The following is a 21,743-nucleotide window of genomic DNA, read 5'->3' as shown; positions in this document are numbered from 1 at the left end:
CATTCCAGACAGGGCAGGGACATGAGAACGCTGAAACTGGGTATGGTCGGCGGCGGGAATGGTGCGTTCTTCGGCGCCGCCCACCGTGCCGCCGCTGCGATGACGGGACGCTTTTCGATGGTCGCGGGCGCCCTTTCGAGCGATCCGGTTCGCGCGCGCCAAAGCGGGCGCGATCTTGGTCTCGCCCCGGAACGTTGCTATGAGGATTTCACGACGATGGCGAAGCACGAGGCAGCCGACAACGGCATCGACCTCGTCGCCGTGGTGACGCCGAACCATTTGCACGCGCCCGCCTGCCGCGCTTTCCTCGATGCCGGCATCAACATTCTCTGCGACAAGCCGCTGACCGCCACGCTGGATGAGGCGCTGGCACTCCAGGCGGCGACAGAGGACAGTTCCTCTCTTTTCGGTGTCGCCTACACCAATGCCGGCTTCGACATGGTGCGCGAAGCGCGCGCCATGGTGGCGGCCGGGGAAATCGGCGCGGTGCGCCTGGTCCGCGTCGTCTTTCCGCAGGAATGGCTGGCGACCGCGGCCGAGGCGACCGGCAACAAGCAGGCCGAATGGCGCACCGATCCGGCAAGAAGCGGTGCAGGCAGCATCGGCGATATCGGTACCCACGCCTTCCACCTTGCAGAATTTATAACGGGCCTTTCGGCGACCGCCCTTTCGGCCGAAGTCGATACCTTCGTTCCCGGCCGCCGCGTCGATGACAACGTGATGGCGAAGCTGCGCTTTGCCGGCGGCGCCAAGGGGTTGCTCTGGGCAAGCCAGGTGGCAATCGGCGAGACCAACGGGCTGAGGATCGATGTACATGGCGACAAGGGCTCGCTCGGCTGGACGGTCGAGGCGGCGAACCGGCTGACATTCGCGCCGCTCGGCGGCCGGCGCATGGTGATCGACCGGGCCTCGCACGGAACGGCTTTCAAGGGAACGATGCCGCCCGGCCATCCCCAAGGGTTCATCGAGGCGTTGGCGCGGCTCTATCTCGACATGGCCGACCAGATCGACGCGCGTCGCGCTGGCCGTGCTCCGGCGGCAGATGCCCTGCTGTTACCAGGTATCCGCGACGGCGTGCGCGGCTTGCGTTTCGTCGATGCTGCCCTTCGCTCGGGCGCTGAAGAAGGCCGCTGGACAGACATCTGAAGGAAATCGTTCATGACCACACCCTTCCGCACCTTCATCATGGCACATCCGCGCCTCGTGGAAGATGTCTTCACGGACGCCCATCTTGCGCGGCTCCGTGCGCTTGGCGACGTCGTCATCCACGAGGGCGATGTGCTGACGGATGAGGACTTCGAACGACACGTTGCGCCGGCCGATATCGCGATGGGCATTTTCGACATGCCGGCGGAGCGGCTGGCACGGTGCCAAAATCTCAAGGCCCTCGTCAATAGCGAGGGAAACTTCCTGCCCAATATCGACTACCGCCATTGTTTCGAGCATGGCATCCGCGTGCTGTCGGCGAGCCATGTCTTTGCCGAACCGGTCGCCGAAATCGGGCTGGCCATGGCGATAGACCTCGGTCGCGGCATTACCGAGGCCGACCGGCTGATGCGGGAAGGCAAGGAAGAGTACGGATTTGCGGCCAACCGCGACGCGCGACCGTTGATGCGTGCCCGGGTCGGGCTGATCGGCTTCGGCGATCTTGCCCGCGCGTTGCTGCCCTTGCTTAAACCGTTCACCTCGACCATCGATGTCTACGATCCTTGGGTGCCGGCCCTCCTGATCGAAGGGGCCGGCTGCCGGACGGTAGCACTGAAGACCGTCCTTGCCGAGAGCGATTTCGTCTTCGTGCTCGCCGGCGTTACCTCCGAAAATGCCGGTTTCCTCGACAAGCGTGCATTCGAATCCATGAAACAGGGGGCGTGTCTGCTGCTTCTGAGCCGTGCGGCGGTCGTCAACTTTCCCGACATGCTGGAGGCGGCTGCTTCCGGCCGGATCCGGGTCGCGACCGATGTCTTTCCCGTCGAACCGGTCGCGGCCGACGATCCGGTGCGCCGGACGCCGAACATCATTCTTTCGCCCCATCAGGCCGGCGCCATGGAATCGACGCTGAACGCCATGGGCGCGTCGATCACCGCCGATATCGAACTGATCGCCCGCGGTCTTCCGCCCGCCGTTTGCAAGGTGGCGCAGCCGGAGACCGCCATGCGCTTCCGCAGCATGCCTGTGTCGAAAAGTTGAAGAACACGGGACCGGTCTTGAAAGCACCGTCCACCACGGAAAGGACAATGGAGATGAACGAGGGCAAGCCGCTGCTGAAGGTCGGAATTCTCGGTTGCGGGCCGATCTCGCAGGCCGGTCATTTCGAAAGCGCCGTGAAGGCGCGCAACGCCGAGCTTTACGCCATCTGCGACGTTGCGGACGATCTGCGTACCCGCATGGCCGCGACCCATGCGCCGAGGAAGGCTTTCTCCGACTACGATGCGATGCTGGCCGACCCGGATGTCGATGCGGTCATCATCGCGACGGCGGACGCCTTCCACGTCGCTGCCGCCGCACGCGCGCTCGAGGCCGGCAAGCATGTGCTCTGCGAAAAGCCGCTCGGCATGACCGTCGAGGAGGTCGAAGGCCTGCGGTCCGTCGTCGAGAAGAGCGGCATGGTTTTCCAGGTCGGCCATATGAAGCGCTACGACGCCGGCCTTCAGAGCGCCAAGAGCTTCATCGACACGGAAATGGGCGAGATGCTCGCGCTGAAGGCCTGGTATTGCGATTCCACCCATCGCTATGCCGTAACCGATGCGGTGCAGCCCTACATGATCCGCAGCGCCAATGCGAAGAAGCCGTCGCGAAATCCGAAGGCCGATCTCGAGCAGTACTTCATGCTCGCCCATGGCAGCCACCTGTTAGACACCGCCCGCTATTTCGCCGGTCCCATCCTCGCCGTCGATGCGCGGCTGCGCCAGCGGTTCGGCGCGTACTGCTGGTTCATCGACGTCGAGTTCGAAAACGGCGCCATGGGCCATCTGGATCTGACGGTTGCCGTGCGCATGGACTGGCACGAAGGCTTTCAGATCTACGGCGAGTACGGCAGCATTCTCGGCAAGACCTATAATCCCTGGCTGTTCAAGAGCAGCGAGGTGGACATCTTCAGCGAAAAGACCGGGGCGACCAGCCGCGTGCTGGGAGCGGACGGCCATTTCTATCGGCGCCAGCTGGAGGGCTTTGCGGATACGATTCTCGATGGCGGGCCGATGACCGGCGCGGGCATCGACGACGGTATCGCCTCGGTGCGCGGCATGGCGGCGGTGATGCAGTCGGTTCGCACAAAGGCGCCGGTCAAGCTCGCCGACGCGGATGGGAGCGTGTGATGCGCACCGGTATCTTCGCCAAGACTTTCGCAGGCACGACGCCGGACGTCGTGCTCGCCGCCGCGCGCGATGCCGGCTACGCGTCGGTGCAATACAATTTCGCCTGCTCGGGTCTTGGGGCCTTGCCGGAGACGATCCCAGGCGCTGCCGTCGCGGCGATCCGTGATGCATCGGAACGAGCCGGCGTCGCCGTCGCGGCGTTCTCCGCCACCTACAACATGATCCACCCGGATATCGCCGTGCGAGAGGCTGGCCGGCGCAGCTTTGCCGCGATTGCCGCAGTGGCACGCGCGGCAGGTTCGACCCTTCTGACCGTGTGCACGGGAAGCCGGGATGCCGCCGACCAGTGGCGCGACCATCCGGACAATCAGGGGACCGAGGCCTGGCAGGATATGATCGCCGAGTTCGACCATCTGCTCGCCATCGCGGAACGGCACGACATCTTCATCGGCGTCGAGCCGGAGCTTGCCAATGTCATCAACTCTGCTGAAAAGGCGCGGCGGCTGATCGACACAATGGCGAGCGAGCGCATCCGCATCGTGCTGGATCCGGCCAATCTCTTCGAGAACGAGGATGCCGAAACGCGCGGCCGCATCATCGACGCGTCCATTGACCTGCTGAAAGACCGGATCGCCATCGCGCACGCCAAGGATCGCAATGCCGACGGCTCCTTCGCCACCGCGGGCAGGGGCGTCATCGATTATCTGCGCTACGTGGCCTCGCTGAAGCGGGCAGGTTTCGACGGGGACGTGATCACCCACGGGCTCTCGGCAGCGCAAGCGCCGGGCGTCGCTGCCTTCCTTGCGCCCCTGATCGACCCGGAGGGCCGTAGCGCATGAAACCGATCCGCCATCACGTCGAAGGAGCGAGCCTCGCGGTCTACGAGGAAGGCGAGGGCATGCCCTTCGTTTTCCAGCACGGTCTTTGCGGTGATCAGGTTCAGCCGGGCCAGGTCTTTCCAGCCGCTGCCGGCTTCAGGCGCATCACCGTCGAATGCCGCGGCCACGGCGCCTCGGATGCCGGTCCGAAGGCCGCCTTCTCGATCGCCACCTTCGCCGACGACATTGCCCATTATCTTGCAGTAGAGGGTAGCGGACGAGCCGTGGTGGGCGGAATCTCGATGGGCGCAGCGATCGCGCTGCGGCTTGCCGTCCGTCGGCCCGAACTGGTTCGGGCGCTCGTGATTGCCCGTCCCGCCTGGATTTGTGCCGCCAGCCCGGAAAACATGGCGCCGAACCGCATTGCCGGCGAACTTCTGGACCGCCATCCGCCGCAGGAGGCGCGCCGGCAGTATGAGGCCTTGCCCTTGGCGGAAGATCTGAAGCGGGACGCACCGGACAATCTTGCCTCGATCCGCGGCTTCTTCACGCGCGAACCGATCGACGTCACCGCGGCGCTGCTCCGGGCGATCTCGATGGACGGCCCTGACGTCACTGCGGCGGAGGTCTCTGCCATCGCCGTGCCGACGCTCGTGATCGGCCATGGGCGCGACTTCGTTCATCCGCTCGGTCATGCCCGGTCGATTGCCGCGATGATCCCGGGCGCTCGACTGGTGGAGATCACGCCGAAAGTGGACGATGCCGACGCCTATCGCGCCGATTTTCGCGCCGCCCTGTCGGCCTTCCTCAAGGAGCTCTGAGATGCGGCCGTTTTCCGAACGGCTCGAACCATTGCAGGGGGACCGGCTGATGGCCGAGGCCGTCGTCATGCGGTCGCTTGGCTTCGAGGGGAGAGGTTCGTATGAATGACGATTTCACCATCGGCCTCGATCTTGGCGGCACGCAGGTTCGCGCCGCGCTGGTGCGCGCCGGAAAGGTTCTGGCGCGCACGGCGGCGCGCACGGATCTCAGCGGCCCGGACGAGGTGATGCGGCAGTTCGGTGCGCTTGTCGCGGAGGTATCGCAGGTGGCAGGCAGCGCGCCGGTCCGCGCGATCGGTATGTGCACCCCGGGGCCGCTCGACACCGTGAGCGGCGTTATCGACCATATTCCGACCCTTCCCGGCTGGGAGCAGTTCCCCCTGCGCGACCGCCTGTCGGAGATTTTCGGCCTTCCCGCCATCGTTGAGAACGATGGCATCGCGGCCGCCTTCGGCGAATGGCAATACGGGGCTGCGCGCGGGCTGGATCACATGGTCTATGTCACGGTCAGCACCGGCATCGGTGGCGGTGTTGTTGTCGACGGCCGGCTGATGCACGGCGCGCGGGGAATGGGCGGCCATCTCGGGCACTTCACGCTGGTTGCGGAAGGACCCGTATGCTCCTGCGGGCGCGTCGGTTGCTTCGAGGCGGTTGCTGCCGGTACGGCTTTCGGCAAGCGGGTCCGCGCGGCGGCAAGCGGAAACCCCGCCTCCTATCTTGGCAAGATGGCCGAGCACGAGACGATCGAGGGCCGTCACGCGGTGGAGGGCGCGCGGGCGGGCGATGCCGCCTGCCTTGCCCTCGTCGCCGAAGAGGCCGATTGGCTCGGCTCCGGTTTCGCCAGCCTGCTGCACCTCTACAGCCCGCAGATGATCGTCATGGGCGGTGGCGTTTCCGTCGCTTTCGATCTGCTCGAACCCGGCATTCGCGCACGCATCCGCCGAGACGCCATGGCTCCCTTTCGAGAGGTTCCTGTCGTGCCTGCAAGACTTGGCGACGACGCGGGCCTCGTCGGGGTGGCCGATCTGGCCATTATCCGGCAGAGGTGAGAAGCCGGCCAACTCAACCAGCTAAAGGTCGCAGAGGGCAATTTCCGCTGTAGAACTCTGCGCAAGAACACCTACCCGGTCAATGTCTGGACATTCCATCCGATGGCAAGATAGACGACATTGCTGGATCGGGCCGATATTTGGCTCGGTTGGCGGCGGTGGGAATAGTGGCGATAACGATCAAAGACATTGCAAGGCGCGCTGGGGTCTCGACTGCGACAGTATCGAAGGTCCTGAACCGGAAGGATTAGGTATTCGGGGAAGAGTACCGCCCGATCATCGGCGGGCCACGGCTGGTTCAGCGAGACAGCACTGCGATTTGTCCCTAGCCATTGCATAGCACCTCCGTGGTTGCACGGAGACATCACGCAATCCTGTTGAGGCCAGCCTTGGAAGCAAGTTGGCCTCCGTCGCGGATATTCCGGAGAGTTGCGGGGATAAGGTCAGCCTATGGTCGAAATCCACCCTAAGCATATCGGATCGCTGTTGGTTTCAGTCGCTGCCTTCACCGGAGTGCCTGTTCAAATTCCGCTCAGGCTTCTCAATAAAAGCATAGACTTCATCCCTCCCGGCCATTGCCGTTCCGGCGCCTTTTTGGGTTACGGCGAGCGCGCCGTAGGCGTTGGCGAGGCGGCAGCAGTCGGGAGCGGAAAGGCCAGTGACGCGGCCGTGGATGTGACCGGCGGCAAAGGCGTCGCCCGCCCCGATCGTATCGACCACGTCCACGCGGAACCAGGGTGCGCTCGCGCTTTTTTCGATCTCATGAAGGCGGGATGCTGGTTCGCCAGATCCTTTGACGGCCACGCGCCGGACGCCGCTTTTCAGCAGCATGGCTACGAGGTTTTCCTCGTCTGTTTCCTCCGTCTGTTCCAGAAGCCCGGGGAGATCGGCGCTGCCGAGCAGGATCGTGTCGATCCTCGGGAGGAGGGCCCTTACCTGTGCTGCAATGCCCGCAACCACGCCGCCGGGAATGTCGAGGGTAACGGGGATGTCAGCGTCGACGGCGAGGTCTATGGCGGTGAGGGCGGCCTCCGTCTGGCGTGGCTGGAGCAGGGCGTAGCCGGAAAGATGGAACAGGGCGGCGCCCGCAAAGGCTGCCGGATCGACATCCGTGGCCGACAGGCGCGCATTGGCGCCGCGATAGGCGAACATGGTGCGCTCGCCGGTGGGGCTGACGGTGATGACGTTGATCTGCGTCGGTTCGCGATCGTCGCGGCCGATCCAGCGGGTGGAGATGCCGGTGGCGGCAAGCTCCGACAATGCCTCGCGCCCCCAGGAATCGATTCCTACCCGACCGATCAGGCGGCAGTCATGCCCGGCCTTGGCGAGCGCGATGGCGGTGTTCGTCGCCGAGCCGCCGATCATCGCCGTCTGGCCGGTGGCGATGGCCTCGCCACCCTCGCCTGGATAGGCGGGGATGGCGAGCACGAGGTCGATGTTGATATCGCCGAGAAGGACGATGACGGCCATGTCCGCCGCCTCAGAGGTCGACGTGCATGAGGGCGATGGCCTGGTCGACGTCGGCAATGATATCGTTGATATGCTCGATGCCGACCGAGAAGCGCACGAGGCCGTCGACGACGCCCATCGCCTCGCGTTCCTGGCTCGGAATGTCGAGGAAGGCCATGGTGGCGGGTACCTGCGTGGTGGTGCGAAGACCCCCGAGGCTTGCCGCGAACGAGCAGAGCTGCAGGCGCTTCAGCAAGCGCACGCCACAGGCCTCGTCATCGACCTGGAAAGACAGCATGGCGCCGCCGCCGATGAGCTGTTCGGAGGCCGAGGCGTAGTTCGGATGCGAGGGCAGGCCGGGATAGAACACCCGCTTGACCGCAGGGTGGGCCTCCAGGTGCTTGGCGAGCGCCATCGCGTTGGCACACTGCTTTTCGAGGCGCAGCGCCAGCGTCTGCGCGCCGCGCAGCAGCAGCCAGGCATTGAAGGGCGAGAGCGGCGCGCCGAGCTTGTTCAGCGTGTTCCAGCGTACATCCTCCAGCCAGTCCTTCGGCAGGAGATCGGACTTCAGCGTGATGACGCCGCCAACGGCATCGTTGTGGCCGCCGATGAACTTCGTCGCGCTTTCCACCACGACGTCGACGCCGAAATCATGGGGGCGGCAGACCGCGGGCGAGGCAAAGGTGTTGTCGCAGATGACGACGATGCCGCGGGCATGGGCGATCTCGACCAGCTTCCTCAGCGGCGGCACTTTCATCGTCGGATTGGCGATGGCCTCGACGTAGAGAATCTTCGTTTCGGGTGTGAAGGCGTTTTCGACCGCGCGCACGTCCGAGCAATCGACGAGGCTGACCTTCAGGCCGAAATCCTGGGCGCGGTGGTCGAAGAATTCATGAGTCGAGGAATAGGTTGTGAGGTCGGCGACGATGTGGTCCCCCGCCTTCATGATGCCGAAGAGGGCGTGCGAGATGGCGGCCATGCCGGAGGCGGTGGCAAGGCAGGCGGTGCCGCCCGTCAGCTGCGCGATATGCTCTTCGAGCTTGTATTCCGTCGGGTTGCCGCAGCGCGAGTAGATGTTCACTTCCTTGCGGGCGCCGGCAACGATCTGGTCGTAGATGTCGCCGCCATACTGGAAGTTCGCCGACATGTAGATCGGATAGCTGATCGACTGGGAATGCTCCTCCGGCTCGTAGAACACGGCGCGGCTGGCGAATTCGAGGGCTTTGGACGGCGTGTCGGACATGGGCATTTCTCCTGAAAAATCATTCCTTCACGGCGCCACCGATGAGCGCGGCCGTGATCTGGCGTTCGAAGAAGACGAAGAGGATAAGGGGCGCGATGGCCGCCATCAGGATCGCCGCGAGCATGACCGGATAGTTGGTGACATGCTCGCCGACGAAATCGGTCAGGCCGACCGGCAGCGTCTTGCGGGCGGGATTGTTGATGAAGACGACGGGGAACAGGAAGTCGTTCCACACCCAGATCATGTTGAGGATGCCGACGGTGAACATGGCGGGCCGGGCGATCGGCAGGGCGATGGTGCGGAAGATCATCCATTCGGAGGCGCCGTCGACGCGTCCGGCATCGAAGAGTTCGCGCGGCAGCGTGTTGAAGAAGGCCTGCATGATGAAGATCGAGACGGGCACATTGAAGGCGGCGGTCGGCAGGATGACGCCGAGATGCGTATCGAGCAGGCCGGCGGTGCGCAGCATCACGACCAGCGGCACCAGTGCAACATAGGCGGGGATGGCCATGGCCGCCGTCAGCGACAGCTCCACCGCCGGCATCCAGCGCGGGCGGTAGATCGCGAGCGCATAGCCGGCGAGCGTGGAGACCAGTACGGTGATGACGGTCGCGCCGGCCATGATGATCAGAGAATTGATCGCATAGCCACCGAGCGCACCGCCGCTCCAGGCGCCCACATAGGCGTCGAAGTTCAGGCGTGTCGGGAAGGACCAGACGGAGCGCATGAACTCCTTGTTGGTCTTGAAGGTGCTGTAGATCATCCAGACGAAGGGGAAGATCACCATCAGCACATGCAGCGTGAGGAGGGCGAGCACGACGATGCTCGTGCGGTTCCAGCGGCGGACGGTGGCGCTCATGCGTCCTCCTTGCGGCGCAGAAACCGGAAGACGACCCAGGCGGCAAGTGCGGTCAGCACCATCTGCACGAAGCCGATGGTGGCGGCGTAGCCCATCTGGAAGCTGCCGAAGCCCATCTTGTAGAGATAGGTGGAGACGACTTCGCTAGCGTGGCTCGGCCCGCCATTGGTCAGCACGAAGACCAGCGAGAAGGTTTTGAGCGAACCGATGATGGCGAGCAGTGAATTGGCGCGCACGGCGTCCCAGACCATCGGCACGGTGATCGAGAAGAATTTTCGGAAGTCGCCCGCGCCGTCGAGTTCGGCGGCCTCATAGACGCTTTCCGGCACGCTGCGCACGGCGGCGGTGAAGAGCAGGACGTAGAGACCGAGATAGGTGAAGCTCATCACCACGACGACGGCGAGGAAGGCGGTTTCGGATTCGCCGAGCCAGCCGCGCTTGAGACTATCGAGGCCGACGGCCTTCAGCGCGGCGTTCACCAGCCCGAAATAGGGGTTGTACATGAAGCGCCAGAGCAGGCCGATGCAGATCTCGCTGACCATCACCGGCACGAGATAGAAGAACAGGAAGATGCGGCTGAAGGCCGGCACGATGCGCACCAGGCAATAGGCGATGGCAAGCGCGAGGAAGACCTGGAAGACGATGGCCGAGAGGGCGACCAGGAGATTGCGGCCGAGCGAGGCCCAGAAGACCGGATCGGCGGCAAGCTTCAGGAAATTGCCGGCGCCGATGAAGAGCGGGGCGGACGCGCCGTCCCATTCGAACATCGACAGCCAGCCGGCATAGACGACCGGATAGGCGACGAAGGCGAAGACGAAGATCAGGGCCGGCGCCAGGAAGAGCAGCGTCGCCCGACTGTGTCTTTTCGCTAGGCCGATGTCCGTGCTCATGATCCCGCCCGGGCGTTTGGAATTTTTCGCAGCCGCCGGCGAACCGGCGGCTGCGGCCTTGGGAGATTTACTTGTTGTCCTTTAGCGCGCCTTCGAGGCGCTTGGCAGCGTCGGCCGGTGTCACGGACCCATCCAGCACACCCTGGAGCGCGGTGTAATAGGTGTTGGTGGCTGCCGGCGGCATCGCCGTGTCGTAGAAGGAATCGAGATGCCCGGCGGCATTCATCAGGTCGTTGCTGATGCCGTAGAGCACGGGGCCGGCGGCAGCTTCCGTGGTGGCGCCTTTCACGGTCACCATCGTCTTGCGCAGCTCGACATATTTGGTCATCACCTCGGGCGAGGAGAGGAACTTCAGGAGCGTCACCGCATCGGCCTTGTTCTCGGTTTTTTCAGAAATGCCGAAGGAGGCGGCAACGCCCGCCAGCACGTCGGTCTGGTCGCCAGCGCCGCCTTCGACGGTCGGGAAGGCGAAGGTGCCGAGCTCGAAGCCCTCGGGTGCATCGGACGAAGCGCCGATCTGCCAGGTGCCGTTGAGCAGGATCGCGGCCTGGCCGTTCAGGAAGAGCATGTTGGCTTCCTGGTCGCTCATGCCATTGAAGCCGGTCGGGAAGTATTCGTTCTTGGCGATCTCGGCGACTTTTTCGAAGGCCTTTTCGCCTTCCGCGCCGAGCGTGGCATCGGCATCGCCATTGACGAAGGAGGCGACGACGCCCGAGCCCTTCAGGCGCATTTCCATGTACTGGAACCAGAAGGTCGCCGGCCAGGAATCCTTGTTGCCGAGCGCGAAGGGCACGATGCCGTCGGCCTTGATCTTCTCGGCGAGCGCCATCAGCTCGTCGTAGGTCTTGGGAGCCGTCCAACCCTTTTCTGCAAACAGCGCCTTGTCGTACCAGAACACGACGGAATCGACGTCGACAGGCACGGCATAAGTGTGGCCGTCCTTGCTGGTCTGGGCGATGGCGCTCTCCAGGAAGCTCTCGCGCCAGCCGTCCTTGGCGAGGTCCTGGTCGAGAGCATACATCTGGCCGCCCTTGACGAAGGCATTCAGGAAGCCGCCGGGCAGGGTGTAGAAGACGTCGGGCGGATTGCCGGAGGCCATCGCGGTGTTCAGCTTGGTCTTGTAGGCCGACTGTTCGGCGGCGACGACATCAAGCGTGATGTCGGGATGCTTCTTGGCGAAGGCATCCAGCGCGAAGTTGATGAAATCGACCTTGTCCTGCTGCCCGGCATAGGCATGCCAGAAAGTAAGCTCACCGGCGGTTGCCGGGAATGCCGCCAGTGCCAAGGATGCGCCTGCAATGAGAAGACGTTTCAGCTTCACGATTTCCTCCCCGAAAAGCGTATGCAGCCCCTCCGGCCGCATCCATGTAGTGATGCCACATCAAAAATGTCATGTCTATAGTGACACCACAACATAGCCATGCTAGCTTCGTTTACGAAAGCGTTCGCTAGCGAGAGAACCGTTCATGAATGTCGATCCGCGCGTTCCCGCAAGTCCGGCCAGCAGTCGGCTGCGCAGCGTCCTGCCGAAACTTTCAGATTCGGAGCGGCGCGTTGCACTGTGGGTTCTCGACAATGTCGAGGCGACGATCCGCAATTCCATGTCGGCCATCGCCCAGGCGACCGATGTCAGTGACACCACCGTACTGCGCATGTGTCGCACAGCCGGGTTCGAAGGGTTCACCGATCTCAAGCTCGCCTTGGCGCAGGAGCCGCGCGGCGGTCGTGCCGAGACGGCGAACGAACCGGAAACGAGCGACCTCCTGGCCGCAAACCGCCTCTTTCGCGCCGTGGCGCAGGCGATCAGCGATACGCAGGGCGTGCTGAACGAGGGGACCTTCGCCAAGGCGCTCGATCTGATCGCGGGCGCCCGGCACATCCTCGTCGGCGGCGTCGGTGGATCCGGCATCGTCGCGCAGGCCTTTTACCAGCGATGCATCCGTCTCGGGCTGCGGTGTGACGCGCCCGTCGATTCCCAGCTTCAGATCATGCATTCGGCATTGACCGGTGCGGGCGATCTTGTCGTCGTCATCTCCTATTCGGGCATTACCAGCGATCCGGTTCTCGTTCTGCAGGAGGCCCGGTCCCGCGGGGCCGCGACGCTCTGTATAACCGGCAATAGCGCCTCGCCGCTGGCACGCCTTGCCGATGTCGTGCTCGTCAGCGTCTCGCACGAACAGGGCAGCGAGCCGATGGCCGCGCAGATCGCGCAGATGGCCCTTGTCGATGCGCTCTATTCGGCGCTGGTCGCGCGCAATGCCGAGCGGGCGCAGCTCACCGAAGAGCGGATGGTCAACGCCATCCTTCCGAAATCCATCTAGTTTCCAGACACAGGTAGTGCCGTGAAAGTCCAGATTTACACAATGCAGACCGTTTCCGAGGCCCTTGCCGCTGCCGCGGCCGGCGTCGATTATCTCGGCCTGACCCCGTCCAATCGTGGTCTGCCGGGGGAGATCGACTTTGCTACGGCCCGCGAGATCGCCGATGCCCTCAAGGGCAAGGCGCAGCGTGTTGCGCTGTCGGTCGAAAGCGATCTCGGCGCCATCGCCGACATGGTGGCGGCGGTCCAGCCGGACGTGCTGCATCTTTGCGGCAATATCTCGCTGGTGACGCCCGAACAGGTGAGGGTACTGCGGGAGAAGCTCCTGCCGCTTTATCCGCAGCTGCGCATCCTGCAGGCCATTCCGATGACGGGGCCGGAGGCGCTCGACCATGCGGCGGCCTTCGAGCCCTATTCGGATCTTTTCATTCTCGATTCCGTTGCCGCCCATATCGGCGGCATCGGCGCGGCGGGTGTCACGCACGATTGGTCGCTGAGCCGCGAAATCGTCAAGCGCAGTAAGCTGCCGGTCATCCTTGCCGGCGGTCTGGGCCCGGACAATGTCGCGGCTGCCATCGCCGCCGTGCAGCCCTGGGCGGTGGATTCGCTGACCCACACCAACAAGCCGCTGCCGGAAGGCGGTTTCCGCAAGGATATCGACAAGATCGCCGCCTTCGTGAAGGCGGCAGGGGCGGCTTGAGCGCCACGGAAAGATAGAAAGGGGACATCGCTTCGCCTTTCGACCGGCCTTTCCGTCTTGACTCCGGCTGTATTTGCCCGCATCGGCATAGCGGTGCCGGTGCGGGCACCCCAATGACATTGATTACATTCCGTTGCTTCCGGCCTTGTTCTCTGTGGCGGTCGGCGCGTTGCAGACGTGTCGACATCTGGCACCATCAATAAGGGCAGCGCTGTCAGCGACAAAGACGCCGCGCCTGCTCGTAAAGCTATCGGTCGACGGTTCGTATCCGTTCAAGAGCGGGATATCTAAACTGACAAGATGTTCGTCATCGTTAATGAACGTCTTGAAATTTTGCGTCATTCTATATAGTTTGATATCAAAGTCATCACTTTTATGGAGATGATATCAATGCCGGCAGTCACCATTCGAAACCTTTCTGACGAAACACATCGTGCTCTGCGGGTGCGAGCGGCTCATCATGGCCGGAGCACCGAGGCCGAGATCCGCGACATTATTGATGCCGCTGTCCGTCCTCCTGAGCGTATAAAGCTCGGTTCTGTGCTGACTGCAATTGGTCGCGACGCCGGGCTTTCCGACAGCGATGTTGAAGCCCTGCAGAAAATTCGCGACAAGACACCTGCCGAACCGATGACCTTCGAATGATCCTGCTGGACACCAACGTTATATCCGAGCCTTGGAAACCGGTGCCTGATGAGGCAGTAATCGCCTGGTTGGACGCCCAAGCTATCGAAACGCTTTTCCTTTCCGCAATAACGATTGCTGAACTCCGCTTGGGGATCGCCGCTATGCCTTCAGGGAAACGGCAAACTATCCTTCGCGACCGCCTTGAGGGCGAAGTGCTGCCCCACTTTTCCGAGCGCATCCTGTCCTTCGACCTGGCTGCTTCTCAGTTTTATTCTGAACTGATAGCACGCGCTCGAGTATCCGGGAGAGCGATTGGCGCGGCTGATGGCTACATTGCAGCCACAGCGGCGGCAAACGGCCTCGCGATCGCCACTCGCGACACAAGCCCTTTCGAGGCTGCTAGGCTGAAAGTCATAAACCCCTGGTCCAGATAACTATAGTGTGCATGTCGGTATCATGAGTTCGGATCCCTTCAAGAGGGGGGATTTTAGGATGAAGACCGTCTGCGAGACGTTGGGTGTCGCCCGGTCGAATATCGCTGCGCGGGCCGCAGGTTCCCCTTCCAGAGCCAGAGGACGCCCACCACTCCCGGATCGGGAACTGGTCGGCAGCTATCTGTTCGGCCTATGGGCCGGCAAGCGCTTCGTGCTTCCGGTGCCGGATCTCCTCAGCGCGCCCGGCGATGCGGCGCATGACCGCGAGCCGCCGTCCTTCGGCACGGTCATGCTCGTGCTGCTGTTGCCGCTCGTGCTGATTTTCCTCAATACGGGCCTTGGAACCCTCGTGACCGCCAAGGCGGTCGACGGCGATGCGCTGTGGGTGAACATCCTGCGCATGGCCGGCCAGACGCCGGTCGCGTTGCTGATCACCGTGCTGGTCGGCATGGTGATGCTCCGCGGCGAGCGCACATTCAAGGACATGGAGAAGCTGATGGACGGGGCGCTCGGCCCGATCTGCGGCATCATCCTGGTGACCGGCGCGGGCGGCATGTTCGGCGGCGTGCTGCGCGCCAGCGGCATCGGCCAGGCGCTTGCCGGCAGTCTGGAGGCCGTCGGCATGCCGCTGATCGTCGCGGCCTTCCTGATCTCCACGGCGCTGCGCGTGGCGCAGGGCTCGGCCACCGTTGCGCTGACCACGACCGCGGGCCTGCTCGCGCCGACCGTCGCGGCGACGACGGGGCTCAGTTCCTTCGACCTGTGCTTCCTCGTCATCGCAATTGCCTGCGGCGCGACGGTGCTGAGTCATGTGAACGATTCCGGCTTCTGGCTGGTCGGCCGCTTCCTGCAGATGGACGAGCGGACGACCCTCAAGACTTGGACCGTGATGGAAACCCTGCTCGGCGTTATCGGTTTCGCCTTCGCTCTTGTCGGATGGTGGATCCTATGAGCAGGAGTGTGGAGCATATCGTGGTGATGGGCGTTTCCGGCAGCGGCAAGACGACGGTCGGGGAGGCGCTTGCCGAAAGGCTTGGCTGGAGCTTTATCGAAGGCGACAGTTTCCATCCCCCGGAGAACGTCGCCAAGATGTCGGCCGGCATCCCGCTGGACGACGCGGACCGCGCGCCCTGGCTGAGGGCATTGGCGGCGGAGATCGCCAGGGACGAGGCGGCGGGCCGCCCCTCCGTGGTGGGATGTTCCGCACTCAAGCGCGCCTATCGCGACGTCCTGCGCAGCGGCGCGCCCCGAGTGCGCTTCCTGCATGTCCATGGCGATCGCGCCGTGCTGGCCGATCGGCTCGCGCATCGCGGCGGACATTTCTTTCCGGCCTCATTGCTCGATTCGCAGCTCGCAACGCTCGAACCCCTCGGCCCGGATGAGGATGGCGTTGTCGTCGATGTGGCGCTGTCCATCACCGAACAGATTGACTTCGCCATGCGTGGATTGGGCTACTGAGCCGTCCCGACCACATGCACCGGTGCCCGCTGCTGCAGCAGCGGGCCTACCGGATGCAAGGGCTTTTGGACGGCCGATAGCTGCTGTGGATTTGACGGTGTGCGCTTTGCCATCATACCGTTGAGTATCTGTGCCGGCAGATGCTCAATGCCGGTCTTCCTCATACTGGTCGGCGCCGTCGATAGGGCGAAGCCAAGGCTAGCGGCGCTTGGTCCAGAGTTCGTAGGTCGGAGTAAGGTTCGTCGGGGCGGCAGACAAGGCGCCGAGCTGGATCTCCGCTTCATGCTCATCAAGGCTAAACAGGCGAGCACCGCAGTGCGGGCAAAAGCAGCGCCCGGAAAAGCTTAGTGTTTCTCCACTGTGTTCGAACTGCCCCGCTGGCCATATGCCGAAGAAGGCGAAGGCCGAGCCGCTTTGTTGGCGACAGTCCGTGCAGTGACAGATGCCGAGCCTGTTCGGAGCGCAGTGGACCGCAATTCGAACACGCCCGCACAGGCAGGAACCGGTGAGAGTCGTCATGACGAGCCTCCCGCGGCATGAGGGTCCCCCGCTCCTCGCGGATGCTTCACTTCAGAGGCTTCGGGATGGGTTCCATCCGATATGCTGCCCGGATGTGGATCGGAAACCTCCTCGCCGTGAGTTTGCGCAGGTGCCTTGCGGTTGGGACGTTCGCCCTTGGGATGAGAACTCTCCTGGCTCATGACTGCCTCCTGTTCATGACCGGTCTTCCTGGCGCTCGTCGAAACCGACATCCCAGTCCTTCCCGTGTTTGTTGCCGGGCGGGTCGCGGTGCGCAGTGGCGTCCTCGGATCCGGTGACGACGGTCGGCTTCGCGCTTGCCACGCCATCCGCCTGGCGATCCGCCTGCGAAGGCGCGAACTGGCCAGCAGCATCATTCTCGACGTCTTCCGGACGCTCCGGTGATTTGCTCGAGGTCATCTGTAGTCTCCTTTGCAACAAGCAATGTTGGCGATGATGGCTGATGAGACTAACCGTCCAGTGCTTCCGCCATTTTCAGGTGATGCTCGAGAGCCGGAACCGTCTTTGTGGCCCAAGCTTTCAGGTCGCCATTGTCGCCCTCGGAGCCGTAGCGCTTGAAGATGTCGAGGGCATCTTCATGGGCGTCTTCCTGATCGTCCTGGTAGGCGTCGTCAAACTCCTTGCCCGAGAGATCCTTGAGTTCGTCGAACGATTTCTTCTGGGCATCGGACATGCCGGTTGCCATGGGCGCCGTCACCTTTCCGCTGTCGATCAGCGCCTTGAGCTCGCTCGTGGTTTTTTCGTGGGCATCGATCATCTGCTGGGCAAATGCCTTCGTCGCGGCGCCGCCCTTCTGAAGCGCAAGCTTGCTCGATTCGATCTCGAAGATGTCGCTCATCGAAACCTCCATCACGAAATCCTCGGTCTTCGGAGGAATGCCCAGCGTGGAGTTGACGCCGGTCGTCTCGGCCGTCGATTGGGCGAAGGCACCGGACGAGATCATGAACAGGGCAAGAGTGACAGACAGCTTTTTCATGGTGGGTCTCCTTTGCTGTGTGAACTTCGCTGGTGGCCGCTTGTTCCACGCTCCTCCCAGCGGCAAGGGCTCTTCGTCACAGCTGGTAGTTCTTACTGCTTCTCATCCGCCGTTTCCCCCAGCGTGTCGGCGACGAAGGCGCCCCGCAGGCCCATCCGGCGCGGCGCGCCCGTCGTCGTGTCTCGCGCCGTCTGATGCTCGAGTTCGGCATTCAGTTCGGCCCCGACGATGAGAATGCCGACCGAAAACCACATCCAGACGAGAAGGCCCATCAGGGCGCCGAAAGCGCCATAGGCGGCGTTATAGTCGGCAAAATTCCCGAGATAGAAGGAAAAGCCAATGGACATCGCGATCCACGCAACGACTGTCAGCGCTGCACCCCAGGTTAGCCACCGCAGGCGCGCGGGCGCACGGCTCGGTCCATACCGGTAGATGCAGGTGACCGCGGCGAAGGCGAACGCAATAAGGACGGGCCATCGAAGGACGAGAAGGAGCCGCTCGTCCACGCCGTCGAGCCAGACATAAGCGAGGATGACCGGCATGACGGCAACGGCGCCGATCAAAGCGGCAAGCCCCAGGATCGCGCAGGCTGTGAACACCAGTCCGATAACGTTCCGCCGAATGAAGCCGCGCTCTTCCTCTTCGTCATAGGCGACGTTCATGGCGTCGAAGATCGCAAGCACGCCATTTCGTGTACTCCACAAGGCAATGGTCAGGCCGAGGAAGAAGGCTATCCCGAGGGTTCGCTCGCGGCTTGCGGCAAGGCTGGCGACCTGATCCCTGACGATCTCGAAGGAGCCGGGCGGCAGAAGCGTGGCAAGGATATTGAGATGGTCCGCCATCGTTGAAGGATCGGCGATCAGGCCGTAAAGCGAAACCAATGCCGTCAGCGCGGGAAAGATTGCGAGAAGCAGATAAAAAGTCACCCCCGCCGCGATGAGCATCACCCGGTCGGTCGAGACTTCATGGAGCACCCGCCAGAACACGTCGTGGAGGCCGCGCGCAGGTATCGCCTCGGGGACGTCGGCCGTGCGGCCATGCCTGTCCGGTTCGCGGTCATAAGAATTCACCGACGGCGGCCGGCGTGACGAAACCGCCACCCAGAGTAACGCGCCGGCTATCATCGTTAATGTGACTATCGATATAGAAGGCATGCGCCGGACGCGGCGATTTTCCACCATGTCAGAGATACCTGACGCATTCTTTCATAGGTCGTGTTCCATCCTCATGTGCATGGCGCCGAGAAGGAACGAGACCGAAGCGACGGCGCCGATCGTGACCAAAGGCCTTTCGCAGCTTGCCCGCCGCCCGGGCTTTTCCATCGCGTATGCCTCCGTGGCGCATTTTCGGGGGCACCTCTTCATCCGGTACGGGTGTAACGTCGGGGGCTTCCTCCGGGACCATATCGGGCCCTGGCTCTTCAATCGGGCGCTCGGGCACGTCAGGCAGGGAATCAGGTGTTTCTTCCGGCGGAGCCTCCCTCGGCTTTTTGGGATCCTTCGGCTCAAAGGTCATGTCAGCCTCCTTTTGATACCGTCAAACCCGACCAGTTCGATATTGTTCCGACAGGAAGGGCGGGGTCTTTCAGGATGCCGCGCATTATTGAAACCCCATGGCGCCGCTCTAATGTCAGTGGTGTCAAACATACAGGAGCGATCGATGGGCATTTTCAGCCGCATTAAGGAAAAACTCTTCGGCAATTCGGAGGACAGACCGGACCATTTGGTGACTGCTGGCAGCCCCGCGACCGCCGACCTCGGCGCGACGCCGACCGTCCATCCCCAAAATGGAGATATCGCCGAGCCGAGCCTCAACGACGAGGTCTCCGCGACGCTCGCGGGAGCCAACGCCGAACCCGCAACTTTGAAGAGGGTTGAGCCCGTCGATGTCGCCGCCATCATGGATGTGGCGGCAAAGAAGACTGGCCAGAAACTCGACTGGCGCCACTCGATCGTCGATTTGATGAAGGCCCTCGATCTGGATTCCAGCCTGTCGGCGCGCAAGGAACTGGCCGAGGAGCTGGGCTACGTCGGCGACAAGAACGATTCCGCCACCATGAACATGTGGCTTCACAAGGCGCTCATGAAGGCACTGGCCGACAACGGCGGCAAGGTTCCCGCGGAACTGCTCGACTAGAGGAGGCGCGGGTTTCCCATGCAGGGTACGAAGTGGCCGTGATTTTGGAACGTCGCCAGGCGGCGGCGGCCCCGCATACGGCAAGGCCGACCGAGGCGCGAGGATGATCAGCTCGGATCGGCCCCCATGACGAGACCTTCGATGTCGTGCTTCTGGGTGATCGGCACCAGTTCGTCAACGACCCGGCAGACGAGATGCCGCTTGGCGATCTCGGGAAGGGCATCATGCCACTCGCGCGTCACCATCATGTCGTGCAACTCGGCGTGTCCGGCCCCCGGCCTGTCGACGCCCAGCACCATGACGGGCCGGGCGATGGGCGACAGGTGCTCCGTCCCGCGATGGACCGTCAACGCCGAGCGGCAGGAGATATCGCCCCGTCGCGGATATTTGCGCGTGGCGCGCTCCTGGAAGCGACCCCAGAGCGTCTTGTCGGGAAACATCTCATGTTTCCAGGCGCGGCCATCGTCATATTGCGTTCCCGGCGCCACCTCGAACGGTCCCATGTCCTCCGTGACGTCGACGCCCGTAAGGTTGAAGGCGAGCGAGGTGATTTTGCCGTCGCGATAGGTATCGGGCGGCGACGGGAAGTCGCGGTGCCAAGGCTGGTACCTTGCCCCTTGAAAGGGCACGTCGAAACCGATTTCCACGATCTGGTAGTCCGGTCCGAGCACATTGGTGCAGACATCCACGACCCACGGGTGGGTGATGAGATCGACGAAGCCACCGAAAGCCTGCGGATGGATTTCCACATACCAGCGGCGCGGCCCGCGGCCGACAGCGCCGCCCGGCCTCTGGATGGCTGACCAGAACGCCGTCATCATGTCCTCGCGCATCGCATCGGCCCATTGCGGGCTGAAGGCGCCCTTCAACCCGATAATGCCGTCCTCGGCGAGCTGAGCCACTTGCGCGTCGATATCGTATTTGAATGCCGATTGCGTGTTCATATGTCCGTTCCTCCCACTGTCAGGGTACCGCCACTAATAATTATTAGTCAATGTCCGAAATTTATTAGTTGAGATAGAGAAGGACGGAGCGGAGGATCGATGAGCAGCCGAAAGACCACGAAACGCGTGACGATGATGGATGTCGCCAAGGCGGCCGGCTGTTCACAGGCGACCGTCTCCGTCGTCCTGAACAACGTCACGGACATCAAGATATCGCCGGATCTGCGTGCGCGGGTGCTGGAGACGGCGCAAACGCTGGGCTACGGGCTCGCAGGTCCGATCCGGCGGGCGGGGCTGGCGAACCTGCGAGGGAGCTGCATCGGCTTCATCGTGGACCAGCTTGCGACCACGCCGGAAGCGGTCAACGCGATCGAGGGCGCGCGGCACGCCTCCTGGGAAAACGACGTAACCATCCTCGTGGCACAGACGCAGGGACGGGCCGAACACGAGCGCAAGGCGGTGGCGCGCCTCCTGCAGGCCGGCGCGCAGGGCATCGTCTATATGTCGATCTTCACCCGCCGCGTGTCGCTCGATCCGGTTCTGGAAACGCTTCCAGTGCCCCTGGTGCTGCTCAACTGCTATACGGACGACAACCGATTTCCCGCCGTGGTTCCCGATGAGACGACAGGCGGCCGCATGGCGACCATGTCTCTCCTCGGGAGGGGCCATACGCGCATCGGCACGATCGTCGGCGAGAGCTTCATGGAGGCGGCGCAGGACCGCCTGACCGGATACAGGGAAGCATTGGCGCAGGCCGGCATCGCCTATGACGACAGTCTGGTGGCTGCAGGGAACTGGACGCCGACATCCGGCTTCGAAGCGACGCAGAAGCTCCTGTCGCTGAAGGAGCCGCCGACCGCCATCTTCTGTCAGAACGACCAGATGGCGATGGGTTGCTTTATTGCGATCACGGAGGCCGGCATGCGGATCCCAAACGATATTTCCGTTGTCGGCTATGACGATGACGAGCTTTCACGCCATCTGCGACCCCAACTGACCACACTTGAACTTCCCCATCGTCCGATGGGCGCCTGGGCGATTGCGCAGCTTGCCAAAAAGCCGGTCGCGGCACGGCATGCGGTTCACAAACTTGGATGCGCACTGATCGAGCGCGCTTCCGTCAGCGGCGGTAGTACGCGATCTTGAACATCGTTTTGCCCGCGTG

General features: G+C 63.2%; 24 protein-coding genes and 1 pseudogene. 15 read left to right on the top strand and 10 right to left on the bottom strand.

The features are described 5' to 3' along the window. Positions 1-21 precede the first annotated feature (21 nt). The 7 genes from Q9316_RS23540 (at position 22) to Q9316_RS25745 (ending at position 6,253) form a co-directional block, all read left to right on the top strand. The gene (locus Q9316_RS23540) at positions 22-1,146 is read left to right on the top strand and encodes a Gfo/Idh/MocA family protein (RefSeq protein ID WP_306036243.1); all 1,125 of its coding nucleotides are present in this window, start codon (positions 22-24) and stop codon (positions 1,144-1,146) included. Between the two features lie 12 nt (positions 1,147-1,158). After that, on the top strand, positions 1,159-2,187 hold the full coding sequence (locus tag Q9316_RS23535; protein ID WP_306036242.1) for a hydroxyacid dehydrogenase: 1,029 nt from the start codon (positions 1,159-1,161) through the stop codon (positions 2,185-2,187). A gap of 53 nt (positions 2,188-2,240) precedes the next feature. Next, positions 2,241-3,314 (top strand): Gfo/Idh/MocA family protein, encoded by a 1,074-nt coding sequence (locus Q9316_RS23530; protein WP_306036347.1) that lies wholly within the window; start codon positions 2,241-2,243, stop codon positions 3,312-3,314. Then, a complete protein-coding gene (locus Q9316_RS23525; RefSeq protein WP_306036241.1) occupies positions 3,314-4,153 on the top strand; it encodes a sugar phosphate isomerase/epimerase family protein in 840 nt (279 codons plus the stop codon). The genes Q9316_RS23530 and Q9316_RS23525 overlap by 1 nt, the downstream gene beginning before the upstream one ends. Beyond that, the gene (locus Q9316_RS23520; RefSeq protein WP_306036240.1) at positions 4,150-4,953 is read left to right on the top strand and encodes an alpha/beta fold hydrolase; all 804 of its coding nucleotides are present in this window, start codon (positions 4,150-4,152) and stop codon (positions 4,951-4,953) included. Before Q9316_RS23525 ends, Q9316_RS23520 begins: the two co-directional genes overlap by 4 nt. A gap of 101 nt (positions 4,954-5,054) precedes the next feature. Further along, entirely contained in the window at positions 5,055-6,002 is a 948-nt protein-coding gene (locus tag Q9316_RS23515; RefSeq protein WP_306036239.1) for an ROK family protein, read from the top strand. Between the two features lie 158 nt (positions 6,003-6,160). After that, positions 6,161-6,253 carry a LacI family DNA-binding transcriptional regulator gene (locus Q9316_RS25745; protein WP_371878086.1) on the top strand — a complete coding sequence of 31 codons (93 nt, stop codon included), beginning with the start codon at positions 6,161-6,163 and terminating at the stop codon, positions 6,251-6,253. A 241-nt stretch (positions 6,254-6,494) separates the two neighbouring features. On the opposite strand, the gene Q9316_RS23510 is transcribed toward Q9316_RS25745, so the two are convergent. From Q9316_RS23510 to Q9316_RS23490, 5 genes are all read right to left on the bottom strand, one after another. After that, on the bottom strand, positions 6,495-7,472 hold the full coding sequence (locus Q9316_RS23510) for a carbohydrate kinase family protein (protein ID WP_306036238.1): 978 nt from the start codon (positions 7,470-7,472) through the stop codon (positions 6,495-6,497). A gap of 10 nt (positions 7,473-7,482) precedes the next feature. Continuing rightward, positions 7,483-8,694 (bottom strand): trans-sulfuration enzyme family protein, encoded by a 1,212-nt coding sequence (locus tag Q9316_RS23505; RefSeq protein WP_306036237.1) that lies wholly within the window; start codon positions 8,692-8,694, stop codon positions 7,483-7,485. Between the two features lie 19 nt (positions 8,695-8,713). After that, the gene (locus tag Q9316_RS23500; protein WP_306036236.1) at positions 8,714-9,553 is read right to left on the bottom strand and encodes a carbohydrate ABC transporter permease; all 840 of its coding nucleotides are present in this window, start codon (positions 9,551-9,553) and stop codon (positions 8,714-8,716) included. Continuing rightward, positions 9,550-10,443: a carbohydrate ABC transporter permease gene (locus tag Q9316_RS23495; protein WP_306036235.1), complete on the bottom strand. Its 894-nt coding sequence runs from the start codon at positions 10,441-10,443 to the stop codon at positions 9,550-9,552. Before Q9316_RS23495 ends, Q9316_RS23500 begins: the two co-directional genes overlap by 4 nt. Before the next feature lie 67 nt (positions 10,444-10,510). Then, positions 10,511-11,764, bottom strand: a complete 1,254-nt coding sequence (locus Q9316_RS23490; RefSeq protein WP_306036234.1) for an ABC transporter substrate-binding protein — start codon at positions 11,762-11,764, stop codon at positions 10,511-10,513. A 145-nt stretch (positions 11,765-11,909) separates the two neighbouring features. On the opposite strand from Q9316_RS23490, the gene Q9316_RS23485 reads away from it, so the two are divergent. The 6 genes and pseudogenes from Q9316_RS23485 to Q9316_RS23460 all read left to right on the top strand — a co-directional run bounded on the left by Q9316_RS23485 (position 11,910) and on the right by Q9316_RS23460 (position 15,982). Then, positions 11,910-12,764, top strand: coding sequence for a MurR/RpiR family transcriptional regulator (locus Q9316_RS23485; protein WP_306036233.1), 855 nt, complete (start codon positions 11,910-11,912; stop codon positions 12,762-12,764). A 42-nt stretch (positions 12,765-12,806) separates the two neighbouring features. Beyond that, positions 12,807-13,463: a phosphoribosylanthranilate isomerase gene (locus Q9316_RS23480; protein ID WP_306036232.1), complete on the top strand. Its 657-nt coding sequence runs from the start codon at positions 12,807-12,809 to the stop codon at positions 13,461-13,463. Positions 13,464-13,853: 390 nt separating this feature from the next. Beyond that, positions 13,854-14,108: a FitA-like ribbon-helix-helix domain-containing protein gene (locus tag Q9316_RS23475; RefSeq protein WP_306036231.1), complete on the top strand. Its 255-nt coding sequence runs from the start codon at positions 13,854-13,856 to the stop codon at positions 14,106-14,108. Next, on the top strand, positions 14,105-14,524 hold the full coding sequence (locus tag Q9316_RS23470; RefSeq protein WP_306036230.1) for a type II toxin-antitoxin system VapC family toxin: 420 nt from the start codon (positions 14,105-14,107) through the stop codon (positions 14,522-14,524). Before Q9316_RS23475 ends, Q9316_RS23470 begins: the two co-directional genes overlap by 4 nt. Positions 14,525-14,570: 46 nt before the next feature. Then, positions 14,571-15,476 (top strand): annotated as a pseudogene (locus tag Q9316_RS23465) (GntP family permease); the annotation flags it as partial. Next, the gene (locus Q9316_RS23460) at positions 15,473-15,982 is read left to right on the top strand and encodes a gluconokinase (protein WP_306036229.1); all 510 of its coding nucleotides are present in this window, start codon (positions 15,473-15,475) and stop codon (positions 15,980-15,982) included. The pseudogene Q9316_RS23465 and the gene Q9316_RS23460, both read left to right, overlap by 4 nt. A gap of 198 nt (positions 15,983-16,180) precedes the next feature. On the opposite strand, the gene Q9316_RS23455 is transcribed toward Q9316_RS23460, so the two are convergent. The 4 genes from Q9316_RS23455 to Q9316_RS23440 form a co-directional block, all read right to left on the bottom strand. After that, positions 16,181-16,501: a GFA family protein gene (locus Q9316_RS23455; RefSeq protein ID WP_306036228.1), complete on the bottom strand. Its 321-nt coding sequence runs from the start codon at positions 16,499-16,501 to the stop codon at positions 16,181-16,183. 195 nt (positions 16,502-16,696) lie between these two features. After that, positions 16,697-16,921 (bottom strand): hypothetical protein, encoded by a 225-nt coding sequence (locus Q9316_RS23450; protein ID WP_306036227.1) that lies wholly within the window; start codon positions 16,919-16,921, stop codon positions 16,697-16,699. Positions 16,922-16,970: 49 nt separating this feature from the next. Next, the gene (locus Q9316_RS23445; protein ID WP_306036226.1) at positions 16,971-17,498 is read right to left on the bottom strand and encodes a DUF4142 domain-containing protein; all 528 of its coding nucleotides are present in this window, start codon (positions 17,496-17,498) and stop codon (positions 16,971-16,973) included. A gap of 92 nt (positions 17,499-17,590) precedes the next feature. After that, positions 17,591-18,679, bottom strand: coding sequence for a YihY/virulence factor BrkB family protein (locus tag Q9316_RS23440; protein WP_306036225.1), 1,089 nt, complete (start codon positions 18,677-18,679; stop codon positions 17,591-17,593). Positions 18,680-19,157: 478 nt separating this feature from the next. Here Q9316_RS23440 and Q9316_RS23435 point away from each other — a divergent pair, with 478 nt between their 5' ends. Then, positions 19,158-19,634 carry a DUF3597 domain-containing protein gene (locus Q9316_RS23435; protein WP_306036224.1) on the top strand — a complete coding sequence of 159 codons (477 nt, stop codon included), beginning with the start codon at positions 19,158-19,160 and terminating at the stop codon, positions 19,632-19,634. 107 nt (positions 19,635-19,741) lie between these two features. Here the strand turns inward: Q9316_RS23435 and Q9316_RS23430 are convergent, their stop codons facing one another. Next, positions 19,742-20,578 carry a phytanoyl-CoA dioxygenase family protein gene (locus Q9316_RS23430; RefSeq protein ID WP_306036223.1) on the bottom strand — a complete coding sequence of 279 codons (837 nt, stop codon included), beginning with the start codon at positions 20,576-20,578 and terminating at the stop codon, positions 19,742-19,744. 99 nt (positions 20,579-20,677) lie between these two features. On the opposite strand from Q9316_RS23430, the gene Q9316_RS23425 reads away from it, so the two are divergent. Then, the gene (locus Q9316_RS23425; RefSeq protein WP_306036222.1) at positions 20,678-21,724 is read left to right on the top strand and encodes a LacI family DNA-binding transcriptional regulator; all 1,047 of its coding nucleotides are present in this window, start codon (positions 20,678-20,680) and stop codon (positions 21,722-21,724) included. Positions 21,725-21,743: the final 19 nt, after the last annotated feature.

The organism is Shinella zoogloeoides, assembly GCF_030733845.1.
Lineage (GTDB): Bacteria > Pseudomonadota > Alphaproteobacteria > Rhizobiales > Rhizobiaceae > Shinella > Shinella zoogloeoides_C.
The sequence above is the reverse complement of the archived record's forward strand: the minus strand, read 5'-3'. Positions and strand labels throughout refer to the sequence as shown.